A 19,766-nucleotide genomic window follows, 5' to 3' on the forward strand; every position below is an offset into this window, starting at 1 on the left:
GCGATGCAGGCCTCGATCATGCCGCTAAAGGGGGCAGGCTGGATCGGGGGGCGGGGCCGAAAGCGACTTACCCCCAAACCGGGCATAGAGTGTCGGCAGCACGAACAGCGTCAGCAAGGTAGCCGAGATCAGACCACCGATCACGACCGTCGCGAGCGGCTTCTGCACCTCTGCACCCGCGCCATGGCCGAGGGCCATCGGCACGAAGCCGAGTGACGCCACCAGCGCCGTCATCGCGACCGGCCGGAAGCGCGTCAGCGCGCCCTCACGGGCTGCGCGCGATCGCTCCATGCCGTTGCGGATCAGCTCCTGGATTGAGCTGACCATGACGAGGCCGTTCAGCACGGCGACGCCCGACAAGGCGACGAAGCCCACTGCGGCAGAGATCGAGAACGGCATTCCTCGCAGCACTAGCGCGAGGATGCCCCCCACCAGCGCGAGCGGGACACCAGTAAAGACCAGCGCCGCGTCACGGACACTTCCCAAAGCGCCGTAGAGCAACAGCATTATGACCGCGAAGCAGATCGGCACGACGATCGTCAGCCGGTTCCGTGCCGCTGCCAAGTTCTCGAACTGACCGCCCCATTTCAGATAGGTGCCGGAAGACAACGTTACGTCACGGTCGATCTCGGCCTGCGCATCAGCGACAACGCCGGCTACGTCACGCCCGCGCACGTTGGCTTGGACCACCACGCGCCGCTTGCCGTTTTCGCGACTGATCTGGTTTGGACCATCGCCGACGCCGATATCCGCGACGCTCGCCAACGGCACATAGGAGCCGGTGGCAATCGGCACCGGTATCTGGCCGATCGCCTGGAGATCGGCGCGCGCGGTTTCGGCAAGGCGGATTACCACCGGGAAGCGCCGATCACCTTCGAAGATCATGCCGGCCTCGCGTCCGCCGATAGTAGCGGCCACGGTGTCCTGAACGTCGCCGGCAGTCACACCGACGCGGGCCATTGCGTCCCGGTTGGGGCGGATGTCGAGCAGCGGCAACCCCTCAGTCTGTTCTACCTGCACGTCGGCTGCGCCGCGCACCTTGCGCAAGGCTGCCGCAACCTGATTGGCGGTCGCGTTCATCTGCGCGAAGTCGTCGCCGAACACCTTGACCGCGATGTCGCCGCGCACGCCCGCGATCAGCTCGTTGAAGCGCATCTGGATGGGCTGGGTAATCTCATAGCCGTTGCCCGGGATGGTGGAGATCTTGTTCTCTATCCGCTCGACCAGCTCTGTCTTCGGCAGGCTCGGATCGGGCCACTCGGCTCGCGGCTTCAGAATAACGAACGTGTCGGTGGCATTGGAGGGCATCGGGTCCGAGGCGATTTCGGACGTCCCGGTACGTGAAAAGGCGAAGCGGACCTCGGGTTCGCGCGCGATCGTCTTCTCGACCGCGAACTGCATCTGCTGGCTCTGCTCGACTGATGTGCCGGCAGGCCGCCATGCCTGAACGAGAATGTTGCCCTCATCAAGCTGGGGCAGGAATTCCTGCCCCAAAGTGGAGAAGGCCAACACCGCTGCGACGACGGCCGCTACGGCCGCGCCGATCGTCACGCTTGGACGCCGCATGGCAGCATCAAGGCCGGGTTCGTATCGGCGCTTGAGAGCCGTGACGATGCGGCTTTCCTTCTCGTCCACCCGGCCCGTGATGAACGCCGCGATGGCTGCGGGCACGAAGGTGAGCGACAGCATGAAGGCGAAGACGAGGGCGATGATGACGGTAAGCGCCATCGGCTCGAACATTTTGCCCTCGACGCCCGAGAAGGTCATCAGCGGTGCATAGACAAGGATAATGATTGCCTGCCCATAGACCGAGGGCCGGATCATCTCGCGCGCGGAAGCCGCGACGATGGCGAGCCGTTCCTGTAGTGGGAGACGATCGCCCGTCTCGTGCTGGCGTTCGGCGAGCCGGCGCAAGGCGTTCTCGACGATGATGACCGCTCCATCGACGATCAGGCCGAAATCAAGCGCACCGAGGCTCATCAAGTTCGCCGATACGCCTGCCCTCAACATTCCAGCGCTCGTCAGCAGCATGGTGACAGGGATGACCAGTGCGGCGATCAACGCCGCCCGGAAATTGCCCAGCAGCAGGAACAGCACGACGATGACTAGCACCGCGCCTTCGGCGAGGTTGCGCGCGACCGTCGTGATCGTCGAGTTCACCAGATCGGTGCGATCCAGCACGGGTTTGACTACGATGTCGGCGGGGAGCGAACGCCCGATTGCGGCGAGGCGATCGGCAACAGCGGTGGCGACGGTGCGGCTGTTCTCCCCGATCCGCATGACTGCGGTGCCGACGACGACTTCATGGCCGTTCTCCGACGCCGAGCCGGTGCGAATGCCATGCCCTGTGCGGACCGTGGCTACCTGATCCAAGGTGATGGGTACGCCTTCGCGGGTCGCGACAACCGTCCGCGCCAGCTCGTTCGCCGTCCGTACGCGCGCATCCGAACGGACGAACAGTCCGGCGCCGTTGTTGTTGACGGTGCCCGCGCCGATGCTGGTGTTGTTGCGTTCAAGCGCGGTCGCGAGGTCTTGGATCGTCAGGCGGAGCGCCGCAAGCCGTTGCAGATCGGGCATGACGAGATACTGGCGATCATAGCCGCCCAGCGAGTCCACGCCAGCAACGCCCGGCGTGCCGCGTAGCTGGGGCGCAACGATCCATTCCTGCACCGTATGGAGGTAAGTCGCCTTGTCCTCTTCGCTTACAAGGTGTTCGCCCTCCGGTGTGATATAGCTGCCGTCGCGTTGCAGTCCCGGCTCCCCGTCACGGTGACGGACCTGATCCAGCTCGCGCAGCTCGACCGTCCACATGAAGATGTCGCCTAGGCCAGTGGCGATCGGCCCCATTTCAGGCATCACGCCCTGCGGCAAGCGCTCTTCGGCCGAGCGAAGCCTTTCGGCTACTTGCTGACGCGCGAAGTAGATGTCGGTCGCATCGGAGAAAACCGCCGTCACCTGCGCGAAACCGTTGCGATTGAGCGAGCGGGTATATTCGAGGCCGGGAATGCCAGCGAGCGCGGTTTCGATCGTGAAGGAAACCTGCCGCTCGATTTGATCGGGCGATAGCGAGGGCGCCATCACGTTGACCTGAACCTGGTTGTTCGTGATGTCGGGGACGGCATCGATCGGCAAGCGCTGGAGCGCCAGCACTCCGAGGAGCGCCGAGATTCCGGTGACGAGCAGGACGAGCCAGCGGCGCTCGACCGCGAAGGTGACAAGACGACTGATCATCGGATCAGTCCATATCCATTTCGCCGCCCTTGCCGAGTTCGGCCTTGAGCGTGAAACTGTTGGTGGTCGCGATGCGCTCGCCGCCGGTCAGGCCGGAAGTGATAACGACCAAATCGCCATCGCGCCGGCCCGTCGTCACTGGGACCGCCTTGAAGCCCGTGGCCGTGCGGACGAATACAACCGTCCGGTTCTCGACCGACTGCACCGCAGTCGATGGCACGGTGACAGTACGGTCGCCGGTTGCGGGTAGCTCCACCGAGGCCGTAACCGGCTCGCCGACACGCCATATCTCGCCGCGATTGTCGAGAGTCGCGATGAGTTGAACAAGGCGGGTGGTCTCATCCAAGACGGGAGAAACGTACGTCACCCGGGCCTCTTGCCGACGCCCGGCCGCCGTGACCACGATGCGCGCACCGGGTCTGATGCGACCGGCATCAGACGGCGACAGCGAAGCGGCGACGGTGACGCGCGACAGATTGGCGATGCGGTAGAGTTCGCCATCCGCCGCCACGGTCTGACCCAGCGTCGCGGCACGGGCAATGACTTGGCCCGAGATCGGTGCGCGAATGGCGACGCGGTTGAGCGCACCAGCCCTGCCGCCGGTTGCTGAGAGCTGCTGCTGCGCGAGCCGCACCGCGATATTGGCTTCCGTCGCGGCCGTGCGCGCCGCGATGAGGTCCTGTTCGGGCGAGACGCGCTCCGCGAACAGGCGTTGCTCACGGCGAAGATTGGACTGCGCGAGCGCAGCGCGGGCGCGCGCCGCTTCTATTTCAGCGTTGAGTGACGCGGCTTCCCGGCTTTCGATCACCGCGAGCGTATCGCCGCGACCGACAGGTTGGCCAAGGTTCCGATTAAGGGCGACGACACGCCCCCCGATTGTCGCGGAGACGACTTGGAGGCCTTGCGGATCGCCCTGCACCAAGGCGGGCAGTTCGATCATCCCTGCCGACCCGCCGCCCTTGGGGTGCCCGACTTCGATGCCGGCATCTGCGATCTGGCGGGCGGAGAGGGTTACCGCATCCTTTTCTGCGGGCTTTTCCGCTTCGCCCTTCTCCATCCCTTCCATCGCAGGCATGTCGTCGGCCTGCTTCTCACTGCCCTTGCCGCACGCGATCAGCGTCAGGGGAAGCAGGGCGGACAGCACAGCCCGCTTGGCGATCTTCGTCATCAATTGTCCTTCACCGGTTCGGGAGCGGCAGCGGTGAGGCGTTCGAGCCGTGCCTGTGCATCGTGATAGGCGGCGAGCGAGTCGATCGCTGCTGCCCGTGTTTCTGCCAGCGTGCGCTCAGCTTCGAGTAGGTCGAGCTGGCTGAATTTACCTTCCCGGTAGCCAATGCGCGCGATCCGCGCCGCTTCGGTTGCCGCAGCCAGGGCCGGGCCGGTAGCGTTGCGCGCGCTGGTGGCGGCATTACCCACATCGGCCTGCGCCATCGCTATTTCCTGTTCCGCGTTTAGCGTCGCGACACGCCGCAAGGCGTCTAACTGGCTGCGCTGGGCGGATGCGAGATCGACAGTCGCCTTTCCGTTGTTGAACAGCGGCAGCGGCACGGATAGTCCGAAAACCGCTGCTGTGTCGTTGGTCATCTCCAGACGGCGGGCGCTGGCGCTGATCGCGATGTCGGGCACGCGCTGAGATCGGGCAAGACGAACCTGCGCATCGGCGGTCGTCAGATCGGCGCGGGCCGCAGCAGCGGTCAGGGTTGAGGCGCTATCTACCGGCACAATAGGACCGATCCCCGGCAAACGCGCGAACCAAGTCTGGTCGATGGCCGTCACCGGAGTACCGATCAGGCGACCGAGATTGGCGAACGTCACTTCTGCGGTGCGCTGCGCTCGCTCCGCCGCGCCTTCCGCGTTGATCCGCGCCACGTCGGCGCGTTGTTCTTCTAGCGGCGAAGCGCTGCCGGCGCGGACGCGGACCCGCGCGCCCCGCAGCACTTCGCCGGCGATGCTGACCTGTTCTCGCGCGACAGCGACGCGCTGGCCCGCCGCAGCCGCCTCGTTGTAGGCTTGGATTACGCGCAGCCGCAGATCGGCCGCAGCGATCGTCGCGTCGAGCTGTGCGCGGCCGCCTTGCGCTTCCGCAACAGCGATCCGGGCTGAACGCTTGCCACCCAGCTCAATCGGAACGGACAGGCCGACTGTCGTCTCGGCCGAACGTAGGCCGTTATAGACGCCGGTGCCGGCGACATTCTCGGTCGTGGCCTCCAGCGATGGATTGGGGCGCAGTCGAGCGACCCGGCGCTGTGCGTCGGCGGCCTGCAATCCCGCCGACGCAACCGCATTCGTGGGCGAATTGGCTTGTGCCTGGGTAATAGCCTCATCGAGTGTCAGGAATGGCCCTTGTGAGGGCGATTGCGCCAGAACAGGCGACATGGGGAGCATTGCAGTGACGCCTACGATCAGCGTGCGGTAGCAACGGCTCATGCGACCTCGCGCAATTCGGTGCGCGCGCCCCGGATGATTTCCCAAGCCGAGTGCAGGAACAACAGCGCAATCACGCCAGCAACTGCGAGATCGGGCCATGCCTTGCCCGTCCATGCCACCAGTGCGGCCGCACCGATCACGGCGATGTTAGCGACGGCATCGTTGCGGCTAAACAGCCAGATCGCGCGCACATTAGCGTCTCCCTCCTTGAACCGGGAAAGCACAAGGGCGGCGCTGACATTGACGATCAGCGCGACAATGCCGAGGCCGCCCATCAATTCTGCTTCTGGCGCCACGGCGTTCATCGCCCGCCAGACTGCAAAGCCGATCACCCCCAGCCCCAGGGCACCGAGAAAAATTCCCTGCGCAAGGGCGATCCGCGCGCGAGCGCGGGGCACCCAGCCCAGCGCGATCAGGCCGAACAGCGAGATGGTGCCGTCACCGACGAAATCGAGCGCATCCGCTTTCAGCGCCTGGCTGTCGGCGAAGAAGCCGCCGACGATTTCGATCAGCCCGAACCCAAGGTTGAGAAGGACCACGATCCACAACGCGCGACGATAGGCGGGATCATGTTCGGCGCGTTTCGTATCGCCGGTACACCCGCAGCAGGAGGATTCGCTTGCATTCATGCCCCGCCTTTACGATCTACAGTCACTGTAGGAGCAAGCATTATCTTTGGAGGTGACGTGGGTGTTGATGATCGGTGACTTGGCGAAGCGGACGGGGACCAAGGTGAACACGATCCGCTTCTATGAAGGCATTGGTCTGATGCCCGAGGCCGCGCGGACATCTGGTGGACGTAGAACCTATGGCGAGGCCGAAGTCCGCCAGCTCGGTTTCATTCGACACGCCCGTGAGCTTGGGTTTCCGGTCGAAGAAATCAGATCGTTGATCGCCTTATCCTCGGACCCGGATCAGGATTGCGGGCAGGCCGGTGCCATCGCACGTCGACACCTTGCTGATGTGGAGGATCGTATTGCTCGTTTGCTGGCGCTGCGCGACGCCTTGAGCGAGGCAACCCGCTCTTGCGATGGCGGGAAGATCGCCGACTGCCGAGTCATCGACGCGATTTCGACCTTTGGAGGCAATTAGCGGTTGCCCCAAAAACTATCCTTGCGGGAAAGGAGGGGGAGTAACGTAAATCAGCTGATTTACGACGCCTTAGCGGGGCTGCTGATCTGTGTTCGCTCTATGTCGACGCACTAGAGCAATTTCATGGAGCGCCCAGCGCCGACGCGCTGAACGCATAATCCAAGCCGGTCTGTTCCTGTCCTCAGCGTGAGATAGAGCGTGACTTCTGCAATATCTGGTCCTGGGCCATCTCTCGCACTCGCTGATCCTGACGGGCCTTTACCTCGACACCAGAGATCGTCTCGCCCCGTCCGATCCTAGCCGCGACATCTTCCTTGCGCTCTGCGATAAATTCGCGCTGTCTCCCCGGCTCGTTCGGAAAGCGGTCGGTCGCAATGGCCATGGCAAGAGCAACATGGCTTTGGGCTTTTCGCAATTCTGGGTCTTTGGCGTTCTGCACATCGGTTTGTCTGCGGAAACGCTCCGCGAGGTCGTTGCGCGGTTCGGGCTGCTCCTTGGCATCACGTGCCTGATTGGCTGTGCGAATGGCCTGGTCGCTCGTGGCTGGCTTGCCTGCTTGGCGAGCCAGCTCGCGGTCAGCGGCGGCCTGCGTTTTGGAATCGGGTAGATAGCCGTCGATTTTTAGCCCCTGCGCGGATGCGGCGAGGAATGCCGCTCGTTTGAACTCTTCGTCACCGCTGATCTTGAGCGATGTCCAACCGTTCTCCTTGGCGAGCCTGATGAGGTCGGGAAGGGCTGCCTGATCCTTGGCCTTGATGCGATCGGCGGTGATGGTCGCCACCGGCTCTTTGTCATGCGCGCTGCGATAGAGCTTATCGCCCACGCGGAGGAATCGGCTTTCCAGATCAGCCGGGATTTCCATGTGCCGTCTGCGCCGATCGCCTTCCGCCTCGATATTGTCGGTCCGGTCCACCATGTTATCGCTCCTGTTCGATCACACCTACAGTTTCGTTTCCCCGTTGCTCGGCCGCCACGTCGATGAGCATGTCGGGCAAATCCTGGATGACGATGCAGTCCATCGCGAACTCCAGCGGGTCAGGGTCGGTAAGCTGGTCAAATGTGGGTTCGACGCAGCTTGGTAGATCTTCGTCATCATGGACAATGCGCGGGATATTTGCGACTTCTGGAGCTGCCAGGACGCGAGTGCGGAACAGCCCATCGGCATAGTAGCGGATCTTGTCCCCGTGGATGGGAGGGATGCCACCGCGCAGAAGCAGCAATTCTTCCTGTGGGAACTGCATCAGCTCCTGGGGGAGAAGCAGCGCGCGCCGCTGGTCCGACATCGACTTGGAGCGGTTCGCCAATATGCCGTGTATCGTAAGTGACTTGGTTATGGCCTCCTGTCCGACATAGCCAATCCGCTCTGACAATTCATTGGCGACGCGCAATTCCTTCGGCGTGAATGCGACCTCCACACCGCAATTGGCCACTATTTCGTTCGCGACATGCTCGCCATAGACAGCGCGAAGCTGGGATCGGGACTGAATGACCGGAAGCAGGCGAATGCCGTAGCCTGCCACATAGGAGAAGGCACTGGCGATGACTTGGGCGCGGCCGATCCGCGCAAACTCGTCGAGAATGACCAGAACCTGATGCGGCGTGGTTGCATTGGGCAACGCGCGAACATTGAGATCAATGAGCTGCTGGAACAAAAGATTGTAGAGAGGGGCAACCCGATCCAGTTCGTCCGGTGACACACCAAGGTAGATCGACATCGGCTTGGTGCGCAGAGCACGCAGGTCGAAATCGCTATCTTCGGTCGCGGCATCGACACGCGGATTGAGCCATAGGCTCAATTTGGATGTCACGGTCTGCACGATGCCGGCAAAGGTATTGTCCGCCCCGGAGGTGAAGTCGGCCAGCGCATTGCGGCAACCCTGAGAAAGTCTCAGCGATCGATCATCCAACACACGGCGGAAGAAGCCGCGCGTGTCGCCTGTGGTCATCAGCCTATAGATGCTGCCGATCGTAAAGGGCTGATCCGCGACCGCGAGGTATGCGCCAACGCCGACAAAGGCGGTCCGCGCAGAATCCGTCCAGAAAGGTTCCCCCCGCTCTGGCGGCACGAACAGCATGGTCGCGATCTTCTGAAGTTCGATTACGACCTGGTCGGGATCATCGCGGTCGATGTAACCGAGCGGATTGTAGCGCGCCGTCCTTCCCTCCGGGTCTGTCGGATTGAACAGGAAGACAGATTGGCCGTGTTTCTGCCTGAAGCCCGCCGTCGCATCCCAATTCTCCCGTTTTACGTCGAGAACGACGACGGAATCCTGCCATGAGAGCAGATTGGGAATGACGATGCCCACACCCTTGCCGGAGCGGGTAGGGGCCTCAATGATGGCGTGTTCGCTGCCGCCGAACGTGAGAAACTTGCCTGCCCGCTTTCCAAGGACGATCCCGTTACCCGCGCGAAATCCAGCGCGGCGGATTTCGGTTTCCTTCGCGAAGCGTGCGGCACCGTGCAACGGCGGTTTGCGCTTGGCGAGCCACCACAGCATGATCCCGGCCAAGACGAGTCCGACGACCAGACCAGCACCTAGCGCCTTCAGTACCACCGGATCATGCCGATAATACCAGAAGAATGCTGGCATCTTAAACGGATCAAATTTTGCGCTCGGCAGATCAAGGTAGAGCCAGGCCACGACCGATGCGATCGCAAAGGCCAATACGAGCGCGATCGGAACCCCGGCAGCGAGGATGGTGCCCCTCTTAGGCGGCATGGCGGGCTGCCGGATCATAGTAGATCTCGGTCATGCGGAACTCACCGTCGATTTTTTTCATCTGGACGACGACATCGACAAGGATTTTTAAAAGCGAACGGATGTCATCGCGGGCGAGATCAGCGCCGCCTTCGCTTTCCTTCACGAGCAGCGTCAATTGCTCGAATGCCAACTCGGCCGAGTCCGCATGGATGGTAGTGATCGATCCTGGATGACCACTGTTGACGTTGCGGAGATAGAAGAAGGCGGTTCCGTCCCTTAATTCCTGAAGCAAGATGCGGTCGGGCCTCATGCGCAGCGCGCTTTCCAGCAGCTCTTTGGCCGTGACCTTAGCTGTGCCGGTGCCATCCTTGCTGTAAATCATATGGACGACGTTCTTATGCGGAACGACCAGCTCGCGCGTATCCTCGATCGTCAAAAGTCGCTCGTTCTCCGGGATTAGCTGGATCAGACCCTTGGAGAAGGTTGTTTTGCCGGAACCCGTCGCGCCTGAGATCAGAATATTGAGCCGGCTCTGAACCGCCAGCTCGAAAAACTCGATATGGCGCCCTGCATGAAGAAGGCCCTGAAGGCGTTCTTCCATGCTGCTGACCCGCTTGCTTGCCACTTTCGTTTCCGCGAACAGTCCGCTGGCTTCGAAATCCTTCATCGAAAGCGTTTTCGTCGATGGTTTGCGCACCGTGATGGAAACGGTCCCGTCAGGCACTACCGGCGGAAGGACAAGCTGGACGCGCTCGCCGGTCGGGAACATTGTTGAACAGATCGGTGTCTCGCGGGAAACGTCCTGCGATGTGAAGGCCGCAGCGGCGGTTGCGAGCTGGTTGAGTGAGTCTAGCGTAAGGGCTTCCTCGCGTTCCCAAGTCCATCCTCCGCGCCGTTCGATACCGATGATCTCAGGTTCGTTGATGACGACTTCCGTGACATCGGCATCATCGAGGTAGCGGCGCAACGGGCGTACAGCATGATCGAGAACCGCCGTGTTGCGAAACCCTGCGGTGCTCATTTCAGGGCCAGTCCATAGACTTGCGAAAAGTCGAAATCCTTGGCGACGGTAATGGCCAGTTCGGTTCCTTGGTTCACTCTGACAATAGGGCGGATCTGCTGCGTGTCCTGCAACACCTGCGATGTAGTATCTCCTGGGGTGCGAAACACGGTCGAGCCTGCCGGACTGACCGCCTGACCCGCGATCTGGCCGCCAGCATCGAGCACACTGAAGAGCATGGCGGCACCGAAGCGCTGCCAGAAGAAACGGTCGATCTTGCCCGTGACGCCAGCGCGTCCGAGCGTGTCGGACGCCGGAGAGCCGATGTCGATAGCAACACCGCGCGGTGTGACGGCGCGCGTCCACATCGCAAACAGCCTATTTTGCCCTCGCTGCAAACCGCCCTGATATTCGCCGAAGACGCGAGTGCCCTTTTCGAGCAGCACCACTCTCCCGTTATCCGAATAGATGTCGCGAGGAATGATGCAGGTCGTGTATCCTGGCACGGTGCTGTCCATCGCCGTTTGCAGCGTGCAGGGAAGGATTGCCCCGGCAGTCACAAGATAGTTTCGATCCCCGATCATGCGCGCCGATGCAGTGCCGATTGCGGAGGTTTGCTTCAAGCCGTCGAGTTTGGTCGAAGGTGCTCGACCACTGCCGGTATCATCTGGTGCTGATGGGGCGCCATTCGCGCCGTCGTCCGCAGCATGACCCATGCTTTGATTGCCATTGTAAGCGATCAGAGTCGACCGGCGGGCGCTATCGCTTAGCTGCCTAGCTTCGTTGGCTCGGCGTTCGGCCTCACCAGCCTGCCTGGTTTGTTGTTGGCCGCCTGGTCCATACGGTGTGATCGGTTGACCGTCGGGGCCGATCGCAGGCACCTGTTCACCAGCGAGGGCGACCGGCGCATTGGGATCGCGTGGTGCGGTGGCAAGCGTCGGCGCGATGACTGTGTTGGGATCGTATGGAGCTTCCACCGCTGGCGGCGGAGCCTTTCGCTTCGCATCTGTAATCTGTTTGCTGCCCCCCGAACCTGTGACGAGGGTAAGGATTGTGAAGATTGCTGCGCCGCCAAGCGCGGCACCGGCAATCATCTTCTTATTATCCCACTGGACGGCGTTGAGCGAAGGGATCTTGTTGGCCCGGTCCGCTGCCGGTGTGCGGTCGATCTCATTCACGTCAGGCGTGGCATCGACGTCAAATCGCTTATCGGACACATCAGTTCTCCGTCGTGCGCTCGACCACTTCCGAGGCCGTGTCCGTTTTGGGGTCGCGGCCATAGAAGCTGGGGTTTTCGTTGTAGATGCACAGGACAACCTTGCCCCTGCGAAGGCGCATTTCCTTGTAGACGCCGTGGATCACGACAAACTCGTCCCGCACATCAAATGGGGCCGTTGCCTCGCTGCCGTCAGGATTAACGGTGAAGAGGGCCGGTATCTCGCGCTGGTTTGGGAAACGGAGGACCGTGAATTGCCCGTTGTCGCTGATCTCGGAGGGCTGGAGATCCGATGCACCTTGAACCTGATATGCAAGGTTCCGCTTCCCTTCGAGCACCCCAATATCGAGGGCCGTTTTGACCGCACCATTCTGTAGCGCGAGAGCTTCATTCAGTTTCGCGCGCTGGGCGGCCAGTTGGGCTTGCTGCGCCTCATATTCGGGATAGCGAAGACGAACCTTGAAAAACGTACCCCCCGATCGCGCACTTGCAACGGCTGCCAGCTCGAAGGTGTAATTTCGCTTCGTGCCCTGAAAGTCCGTGACGACGATCAGGTTGGTCGCACCCGCACGCTCGCGAGGTTTGACGAACAATGAATTTTCTGCGGGCGCCACTTCCCAGGAAACGGTGTCGCCCATGGCAACGAACTTGATGACCTCGCCAGGAGCAAACTCAATCTGCGTCGCCGTGCGGAAAGCGCTGCGGACCGAGATGACATTACCGTCGGTGTAGTTGACCTCCCTGATCCGAACGTCCGGGCCAAGCTGGCGGGGGGTCTGTTCTGCCAGTGCCGGTACAGGCGCGAGAGCGAGGATGGCGGTGGCCATGAGAAGTGTGGGTTTCATCGCGTCGGAACCTCCGCGTCTGCTCGGTAGGACCGCACCTGAAACCCGAGCGGGTTAGCGTATCGACCAGATTCCGTTTCCGGTTTCGACAGCACATCGAATGTGATCGTTGCGATGGCAGGTGTCTCGATTGCTTGCTGGTCGCGCTCAAGCCGCTTGACGAACCGGACTTGGGCGACAGTCGGAGAGATGAAAGCTACGGAGCGGATCGCCACAAACACGGCGTCATTGGCAGTGAACTGGTTCTGCGGGGAGTCCGGGTTGTCCTTCCGGTAGAAGGTCGTCCAGCGCGCCTGCTCCTCCCGATTGGAAAGGGCGAGCACCTTGCGGAAGAACTCTTCCCGTGCCTGCGGAATCCATCCTTCACGGTTGCGCACATAGTCGGCGAGGAAATATTTGCGAACCGCCTCATCATAGGTGATCGCCTTATCGCCGCGCAGTTCCTGCGTGACGTCCGTTGCCCCCGTTGATCGATCAACGGTGACGACATAGGGCACCACGGTCTTCAACGGGGACAAGGCCATCACCGCGCCGACGCTTACTACCGCCAATGTTGTCGCGACGCCTGCAACGATCCACGCCAGTCGGCGTGAACGCGCGGCTACAACAAACCTGTCTCGATCCCAGCTTTCCGCTTCTGCGAAATATGCCTTAAGATCTTCGTCTTGGTCTCTCACGCCGATCGCCATGTCAGCAGCTCGCAAATCGAGGGAGAAGCGCCGCGCTGGCGCTTGAAGAAGTCGTCACCGCGCTGATCGCTGGCACCTTCTCGGCATGGGATGCGTCGGTCGCTTGAGGCGCAGTAGATTGCGCGTCAGACGGGAATAGATTGGTCGCAGGAGGCGCTGAAGCGTCCGGCGTCGCCTGCCCATCGGGTGTGCCACGTGGCACAGTTCGGCTTGTTGTTGCCGCTGCGGATCGTTCAGGCACGGTCGGCAGTACAGTGCCATATGGGTTTGCTGGACGCTTATGCTTGCCGTTACAGCGCGCCAGTTTCTCGTCCTTTGCGGCGGTCGCAGGCGTTGATGGCACGAGCGACACGAGAGCAAGGACGGCAATGGCTGATCTGATCGTCATTCCATCTCTCCGGGCTAGTTGGTACGACTGAGAGTGCCGCCAGTGGCGCGGCTTCCGCCCCCGCCACGGCGAGCTGCGCGCCATGCGCGCGCCGCAGCAGCGGAGGGTGCATTCGACATGGCGCGGCCCAGCATGGGCGCGACGTTGCCGGTTGCAGCGTTCGCGAATTGTGTCGCGAGGGACGCGCCGCCTCCGCCTAGGCCAGCGGCGAGACCCGGAATTTGTAGGAAAAAGAAGAACCCCAGTACGTAAAAGGCGATAGCCCGGATCGCGATCACCGGAATGTTGGTGTCTCCGGTGAAGGCTTGACCCATGAAATCTTCGCCGGTGTTGCGAATGAAGATTGTCAGCAGCAGCGCGAATGCGACCAGCATCACATAATTGATGACTGAGCCAAGCCACGAAAAGAAGAACGACCGCGTAGACTCAAACAGCAATGCCGCGACGAAAATAGGGCCAACAACGGCAAGCAGAGCTAATGAAAAAAGCGCAAAGGCGCAGATGGTGAAGCCCAAAGCCGCTGATAGAATGGCTAAGACCATCAGGATTAGGCAGTAGATACCCGTGAAAAATATCTCGACGATATTATTCGGCAGACCCACTAGGTTTTTACCAGCGGCAGCGGTCCGAGCATCTTGAATTTCGGTGATTTTCACCACCGTATTCGATGCGCCTCTCACAATTTGATCGAAGAAATCGCCTAGTCCGGTGACGCTTGGCCCGCCTACCGCCGTCGCTACATCGCGAGGAAGGCCGTCCATCGTAAAAAGGCTGACAGACGCTCCGTAGAGCGTCGTCACCGCGAACACGAGCGCGGCCAATTTCATTCCACGAAACACAAATTCGCGGAATGGATATTCAACGGCTCCGCGAAGTATCGCGATACCGAGGAGGATTATATAGATGGTGACGCCCACGCGAAGAGGGCCTGAAATCCAGCCCACGACGCCAGCGTAGGCTGAGATTACGCCGGCCAAAGCGTCACTGAGATAGGCAAACATGGTCTGGAAGAGGTTTCCCACTGTCCTACCCCTTGCTTGATCGTGAGCAGGGCAATGGCATCACACACCCATGCCTTTCTTAAATTCGTCGCGGTCCTTCCGGGATCTCAGCAGTTCATTGGCGGTATCGACATTGTTGCACGTAGAGACGACGATTGAAGGCCAACTAGCAGGCGGACGCTGTGATGATTTCCAGTCCGCACAGACTGCTTCCATCTCTTGGCGCTGCGGCTGATTTTCCGTGTAGAACGCCACATCGCGAAGCGGCATATCCGATCTTAGGTGATCGCCGGTCTGATCTTTTTCAGATGGAGAGCAACCACTGATGAACGTAAGGGCCAAGGCGATGCCGAGGTATTTTTGGAACGTGGGGGTCATCAATCTAATCCCATGCCAGCCTTAAAGCTCGCGCGATCGGACTGCTGAAGGGCGACGTATCGCTGATAGTCCGCCTCAGCTTTCGCACGGCGCTGAAGCTCAACCGCCTGCAACGCCATCTGGTCATTCATCATCTGCGCCTGTTCGAGCTGTAAGCGGGCGGACATATCGGCTCGCTCGGCGGCCGAGGTGGCATTGCCGAGGCGCGCCCGAAGCTCATCCAGCCCTTCGCGGCGGCTTGTCACTGCATCGCCGACGTTGCTGGCAAGGCCGGTAGAAACGGCCGCTTCACGCGCGCCCTGTTCGTAAGCGGCGCGCTCGCTCTCCGTGGCCGCTTGCGAGGACCGACCTATGAGATCCTGATAAACGTCACTCGCCTTGCCGCGCAGACCGCCGACCACATCGACATTGCCGTTCGTGTAGCCGTCCAGGCTGGACGAAGACACGTCACTGGTGCGCAGCATGTCGCTCTTGAGCTGGTTGGCGACATTGTTGATGTCAGTCGCCTTGTTGAGGTCGCGATACAGCGACTGCGCCTGCTCAATCTGTTGCTTACCCTGGAGGATGGCCTGTCTTGCCTGCTCCAGTTGCTTGATCTGCTGTGCGAAGGCGCGAGGATCGAACACGATACCCGTGCCAAGTTGGGCCCGCGCCGTCCCGGCGCACAAGAGCGCTGACCCTGCTAGCGCGATGGAACCAGCTTTCAAACGACGCATGCCATTACTCCTTCAGCTCGGACGACGACGTTGGTGGAAGATCGGGAGCCAGGTCGCCGGGTCCGGCCCAAATTCGGCAGCCGCTTCGACGGCGATGGACGTGGTTTCCGCGCGTCCCGACAAGACGGCCAGTTCATCATCGAGGCCGGTCAGATCCAGTTCGACCACCACGCTGTCATGGCCCTGCTTCACCAGAAACTTGCGGGATTCCGGCGAAAGCTCCTCGCGGATCAGTTGAAATTCGGCATCGGTCAGTGAGAAGCCGTCAACATAATCACGGCGCGCGCCTTTGGGGTTGGGAAGCATTACCTGGGTTGCGACCTGCTCAAGGATAGAATGGGCGATGTCGCTTTTGAGAGCATCCGCAGGCGACTGCGTGGCGAACACCATCAGCGCGTTGCGCTTGCGGTAGGTCTTCAAGCCGTCCTGCGCGAAGCTGCGAAAAGCCTCGTCGCCCAGCGCCTTCCAGAACTCGTCGACCGCGATGATGGTGCGTTCGCCAGTCAGTAGCTTATCGATCCGGTGGAACAGGTACAGCATCACCGGCGCGCGGATTTCGTCATTGTCGAGGAAATCCGTCATGTCGAAACCGATGAAGCGGGTATCGAGCGTCATTTCGTCCGCCGGATTGTCGAACACCCACCCCATCGAGCCGCGCGATGTCCATTTCTCCAGACGGGCGCCGACGCCGCCTGCATCCGACATGCCCAGCATCGAGCGCAGGGCATCGAGCGAGCGATCATCGCGGGGCAGCCGCATCACTGCGGCAATGCCTTCGTCGATCATCCGTTCTTCCTGAACCGAGATCGGGCGGCTCTCGGTGCGGACGAGCTGGCGCACGAAGAGCGACAACCAGGCCCGATCCTCCGCAGTATTCTCCAGCGCCTTGAGAGGAGCAAAGCCCGTGGGTGTGCCATTCCCCAAAGCGAGATAGGTGCCGCCCGAAGCCAGCACGAAAATCTGTGCGCCGCGGTCCTTGTCGATGAAAATCTGTCGCGCGCCCGTCTTCTCAGCCTGCGCCATCAGGAAGTTGACGATGACGGTCTTGCCGCCCCCGGAAGGCCCGATGACCAGCGTATGGCCCAGGTCGCGCTTGTGGAAGCTGAAGAAATACGGGCTTCGGGCACTCGTCTTCATCAGCGCGATGGCGTCGCCCCAATGATTGCCGGTGGCAAGGCCGGCGGGATATGTGTGGAACGGGGAAAACGCTGCAAAATTGAGCGACGTGATAGGCGCTGGCCTTGCACGCCATTGGAAATTGCCGACGAGCTGGCTCCAATAGGCCGCTTCGAGCGCGGCCCCCTCGCGGGCGGCAACCATGCCGGTGTCGGCCAGCGCCGCGCGCGCGATCGACATATTATCGCGCAGCCCCTTCAGGCTGTCGGAATAGACCGCCAGCGTGAAATGGTGGTCGCCCAGGACGAAGCGATTGGACATCAGATCGTCGGCCGCATCTTCGAGATCGAGCATCTGGCTGACGGCGCGATCGTCGGCATTCTCCATTTGCTTTTGCCGCAGACGGAACCGCTCCGAAGCCGCAGCGCGGCCGAGGAAAGTGAAGGACTGGGTGAGCACGAAGCCGAAATCGACTGCGAGCAGGGATTCGAACTGGCGCGGCGTCGTGAACGCCGGATACTCCCGAATGCCGAAGATGCCCCCGAACGCACTGCGATCGGCGTCGCGGACCTCGACCGTCTCACCGCCGAAGATCACCCGTTGACGATACAGCGCGCTACCGAGGTGGCCGCGAATGATAGGGACACGCCGATGCCTCCCGGTCATCACCATTTCCGCGACTTCCATCGTTTCGGAAAATTTCAGACCATTGTGCCCGTAGATCGCCAATCGGCGCGGTGCGCATCGGTCCATCAGCTTCTCAAAATCGCGAGCCTTGTCTTCCAGGGCTTCGAGGAGATCGACGTCAATGGCATTCGCCTCCGCGCCAGCTCGGGCCTTGCTCTTAAAGAGCTGGACCAGCTTGTCGGCGCCGTGGATCGCAGGACGCAGCACCAGCGTCACGAAGAAGCGGTTGATGAACATCCGCTCCTTGTTCATCCGCGCGAAATAGGCGGCATCGAGGTCGCGCGCGAACCGCGACCGGAAATTGCCGCCAGGATATTGCTCGACGCGCGCACGCACGAGATGCGTCCAGATCGACAGGCGATCGTCGTGCAGGTTGCGCAACATACCATTGAGTTTGGCGTGCCAGTCATTGAGATCACGCACGTCGGCCGTCTCGAATGCACGGCCCTGCAACTCGAAGGACAGCATGATGGCGCCGGAATCCAGCGCCACCACTTCGTCGGTGACATGGCGTGCGTATGGCAGGAACTTGGTCGGCAGCACCTCTTTGAGAGCCACCTTCATCGGCACCTGGTCGGACAGGCGGTTCGGCTTAGCCATTGCGACCGAATCCCTTGCGCTTGATTCCCTTGAGAGGCAGCGGGGTGTAGCTGGAGCCACCCCAGAATGCCCGGTTGCGGTTGGCCGCCTTGGTGCGTCCCCACAGGAAGATGAGGCGGAAGGCGTTCACGTCATGGCGGACGATCAGCCGCGAAAGGCCGAACATCACCGCCGCGATGACTGCTGCATATACGGGATTGTTGAACCCGATCAGCACAATCACCGAGGACAGCAGGATGACCACGGCCGCTTCGATCGGAATACCGGCGAACAGCGCAGGGCGCGTCACCGCCAGGAATAGCGGATTGCGCGCCATGATTTCCCGATCCTCGTCCATGTGCGAACCTTAGGCATTATGCGGTGATGGCGGGGCGGCCCTCGCCCCGCCTTGCAAAGATCAGCCGGCGTTGAGCTGGTCGACGATCCACGGCGCGGAAAAGATCAGGGCGATACCGATGATGACGGTGACAAGAGCACCGGTATTGACACGGCCCGTCAGCCAGCCAAATCCTGCGGCGATGATCGCGAGAATGGCGACGGTACGCAGCAGGCCGTTGCTGAGAAGGTTCAGTACGGATTGGCCGAAACTTTCGAGATTGGTTTGCGCCAGCGCGGGTTCGGCGGAGAGCAGCGAGGCCAGCGCCACCAGGCCGAACATCGACAGGATGCGCGCCAGTTTCCGACGGCGCGGCGATAATGCGTAGATGCGGGCGGTGACGCGGGATCGAAGGGTGAGCGTCGGCACGCCGAGCGACACAAGGTTCATCGGTTGTCTCCTTCTCCGGCGAGCCTGGCTCGCTCAAATTCCGCCTTTGCGAACACGTCCCACGATGGCGGCGGGGGGGATGGAGCCGCGCGAGGCGTCCCCATGTCGGACGTATTTTCTTCGACCAGGGCGGCCAGCACCGTCGCTGCGGTTGCGGTGTCAGCCGTGCTGGTAATTGCGGTCGATGGGACCGTCGCAGGCTGGGCGGTGGTGGCGAAGCCGGCATTGCCGACCACCCGCCCCACATAGCCATTGGCAAAGCCACGTGACTGCGATCCGGTATTGTACATGGAGAGCGCTATGCGCAGCGCGCGTTGCGGGTGCAGCCCGTTTCTGACCTGACGATAATTTCCGGCGAGAACCGCCCCGGCAGCAGCGATGTTCGTGCAGGGTTCGAAGACCGTATCCCACGTCAGGCCGAGGGCCTTCATGTTCCGGGAGTTGATCTGTCCCAAGCCAAGATCGACGGAATAGCCTTTGGCGACATAGGCGCGCGCGATGCTGATCGCCTGCGCCAGTGTAGTTGGCTGGGCGACCTTGTGACCCAATCCGTTGATGTTGATCGCCAGCTCGTAGCCCTGGCTTTCCGTTTTCACGATTGCCGCGATTGTCTCTGGAGCCACATCTGGCGCGCATTGCGCGGCGAGGCCCATGACGACTGCGGCGGGAAGCGTCACCGCTTGCAGCTTTCTATGTCAGGGGCATAGGGCAAGAGCGCGATCGTCATTCCACGATCGCCAGTAATGCGAGAGTCGGCGGTCCGGGCCGAAACCGATGCGATCAACGCGGCATTATGCGCGACGCACACCGGGAATGAACATAAGCGATTTGCCATGTTTTCACTCCAGTTGTGAAAACAGGCTATGTTAAGAAAACCGTGATGGCCACCCCGAAAGCGACATGGGTTGCTGC

At 61.4% G+C, this 19,766-nt stretch carries 18 protein-coding genes; 1 reads left to right on the plus strand and 17 read right to left on the minus strand.

The features are described from left to right. Positions 1–24: 24 nt before the first annotated feature. The 4 genes from HWN72_RS30270 to HWN72_RS30285 are packed head-to-tail and all read right to left on the minus strand — an operon-like array spanning position 25 to position 6,287. Positions 25–3,231, minus strand: a complete 3,207-nt coding sequence (locus tag HWN72_RS30270) for an efflux RND transporter permease subunit (RefSeq protein WP_211152272.1) — start codon at positions 3,229–3,231, stop codon at positions 25–27. 4 nt (positions 3,232–3,235) lie between these two features. Further along, positions 3,236–4,399, minus strand: a complete 1,164-nt coding sequence (locus tag HWN72_RS30275; RefSeq protein ID WP_211152273.1) for an efflux RND transporter periplasmic adaptor subunit — start codon at positions 4,397–4,399, stop codon at positions 3,236–3,238. Continuing rightward, positions 4,399–5,658 (minus strand): TolC family protein, encoded by a 1,260-nt coding sequence (locus HWN72_RS30280; RefSeq protein WP_211152274.1) that lies wholly within the window; start codon positions 5,656–5,658, stop codon positions 4,399–4,401. Before HWN72_RS30280 ends, HWN72_RS30275 begins: the two co-directional genes overlap by 1 nt. Further along, entirely contained in the window at positions 5,655–6,287 is a 633-nt protein-coding gene (locus tag HWN72_RS30285) for a cation transporter (RefSeq protein WP_211152275.1), read from the minus strand. The genes HWN72_RS30280 and HWN72_RS30285 overlap by 4 nt, the downstream gene beginning before the upstream one ends. A gap of 67 nt (positions 6,288–6,354) precedes the next feature. Here HWN72_RS30285 and HWN72_RS30290 point away from each other — a divergent pair, with 67 nt between their 5' ends. After that, positions 6,355–6,750 carry a helix-turn-helix domain-containing protein gene (locus HWN72_RS30290; protein ID WP_248006492.1) on the plus strand — a complete coding sequence of 132 codons (396 nt, stop codon included), beginning with the start codon at positions 6,355–6,357 and terminating at the stop codon, positions 6,748–6,750. Between the two features lie 181 nt (positions 6,751–6,931). Here HWN72_RS30290 and HWN72_RS30295 read toward each other — a convergent pair whose 3' ends face one another. From HWN72_RS30295 to HWN72_RS30355, 13 genes are all read right to left on the minus strand, one after another. Continuing rightward, positions 6,932–7,666 (minus strand): LPD7 domain-containing protein, encoded by a 735-nt coding sequence (locus tag HWN72_RS30295; RefSeq protein ID WP_211152276.1) that lies wholly within the window; start codon positions 7,664–7,666, stop codon positions 6,932–6,934. Position 7,667: 1 nt separating this feature from the next. Then, positions 7,668–9,470, minus strand: coding sequence for a type IV secretory system conjugative DNA transfer family protein (locus HWN72_RS30300; RefSeq protein WP_375154554.1), 1,803 nt, complete (start codon positions 9,468–9,470; stop codon positions 7,668–7,670). Continuing rightward, positions 9,460–10,473 carry a P-type DNA transfer ATPase VirB11 gene (gene virB11, locus HWN72_RS30305; RefSeq protein ID WP_211152278.1) on the minus strand — a complete coding sequence of 338 codons (1,014 nt, stop codon included), beginning with the start codon at positions 10,471–10,473 and terminating at the stop codon, positions 9,460–9,462. The genes HWN72_RS30300 and virB11 overlap by 11 nt, the downstream gene beginning before the upstream one ends. Further along, entirely contained in the window at positions 10,470–11,669 is a 1,200-nt protein-coding gene (virB10, locus tag HWN72_RS31970) for a type IV secretion system protein VirB10 (protein ID WP_309141609.1), read from the minus strand. Before virB10 ends, virB11 begins: the two co-directional genes overlap by 4 nt. Before the next feature lies 1 nt (position 11,670). Further along, positions 11,671–12,513, minus strand: a complete 843-nt coding sequence (locus HWN72_RS30315) for a TrbG/VirB9 family P-type conjugative transfer protein (RefSeq protein WP_211152280.1) — start codon at positions 12,511–12,513, stop codon at positions 11,671–11,673. Continuing rightward, entirely contained in the window at positions 12,510–13,202 is a 693-nt protein-coding gene (locus HWN72_RS30320; protein ID WP_211152281.1) for a virB8 family protein, read from the minus strand. Before HWN72_RS30320 ends, HWN72_RS30315 begins: the two co-directional genes overlap by 4 nt. A gap of 402 nt (positions 13,203–13,604) precedes the next feature. Then, entirely contained in the window at positions 13,605–14,612 is a 1,008-nt protein-coding gene (locus tag HWN72_RS30325) for a type IV secretion system protein (protein ID WP_309141610.1), read from the minus strand. 39 nt (positions 14,613–14,651) lie between these two features. Next, on the minus strand, positions 14,652–14,969 hold the full coding sequence (locus HWN72_RS30330; RefSeq protein WP_211152282.1) for a hypothetical protein: 318 nt from the start codon (positions 14,967–14,969) through the stop codon (positions 14,652–14,654). Further along, positions 14,969–15,685, minus strand: coding sequence for a type IV secretion system protein (locus tag HWN72_RS30335; RefSeq protein ID WP_211152283.1), 717 nt, complete (start codon positions 15,683–15,685; stop codon positions 14,969–14,971). Before HWN72_RS30335 ends, HWN72_RS30330 begins: the two co-directional genes overlap by 1 nt. Before the next feature lie 12 nt (positions 15,686–15,697). Beyond that, positions 15,698–18,088, minus strand: coding sequence for a VirB4 family type IV secretion/conjugal transfer ATPase (locus HWN72_RS30340; protein ID WP_211152284.1), 2,391 nt, complete (start codon positions 18,086–18,088; stop codon positions 15,698–15,700). Further along, the gene (locus HWN72_RS30345; RefSeq protein WP_211152285.1) at positions 18,081–18,425 is read right to left on the minus strand and encodes a type IV secretion system protein VirB3; all 345 of its coding nucleotides are present in this window, start codon (positions 18,423–18,425) and stop codon (positions 18,081–18,083) included. The genes HWN72_RS30340 and HWN72_RS30345 overlap by 8 nt, the downstream gene beginning before the upstream one ends. Before the next feature lie 60 nt (positions 18,426–18,485). Then, positions 18,486–18,854: a TrbC/VirB2 family protein gene (locus tag HWN72_RS30350; protein ID WP_211152286.1), complete on the minus strand. Its 369-nt coding sequence runs from the start codon at positions 18,852–18,854 to the stop codon at positions 18,486–18,488. After that, complete coding sequence (locus HWN72_RS30355) at positions 18,851–19,531, minus strand: lytic transglycosylase domain-containing protein (RefSeq protein ID WP_211152287.1); 681 nt, start codon at positions 19,529–19,531, stop codon at positions 18,851–18,853. Before HWN72_RS30355 ends, HWN72_RS30350 begins: the two co-directional genes overlap by 4 nt. Positions 19,532–19,766: the final 235 nt, after the last annotated feature.

This window comes from Novosphingobium sp. HR1a (assembly GCF_015594425.1).
GTDB classification, from domain to species: domain Bacteria; phylum Pseudomonadota; class Alphaproteobacteria; order Sphingomonadales; family Sphingomonadaceae; genus Novosphingobium; species Novosphingobium resinovorum_A.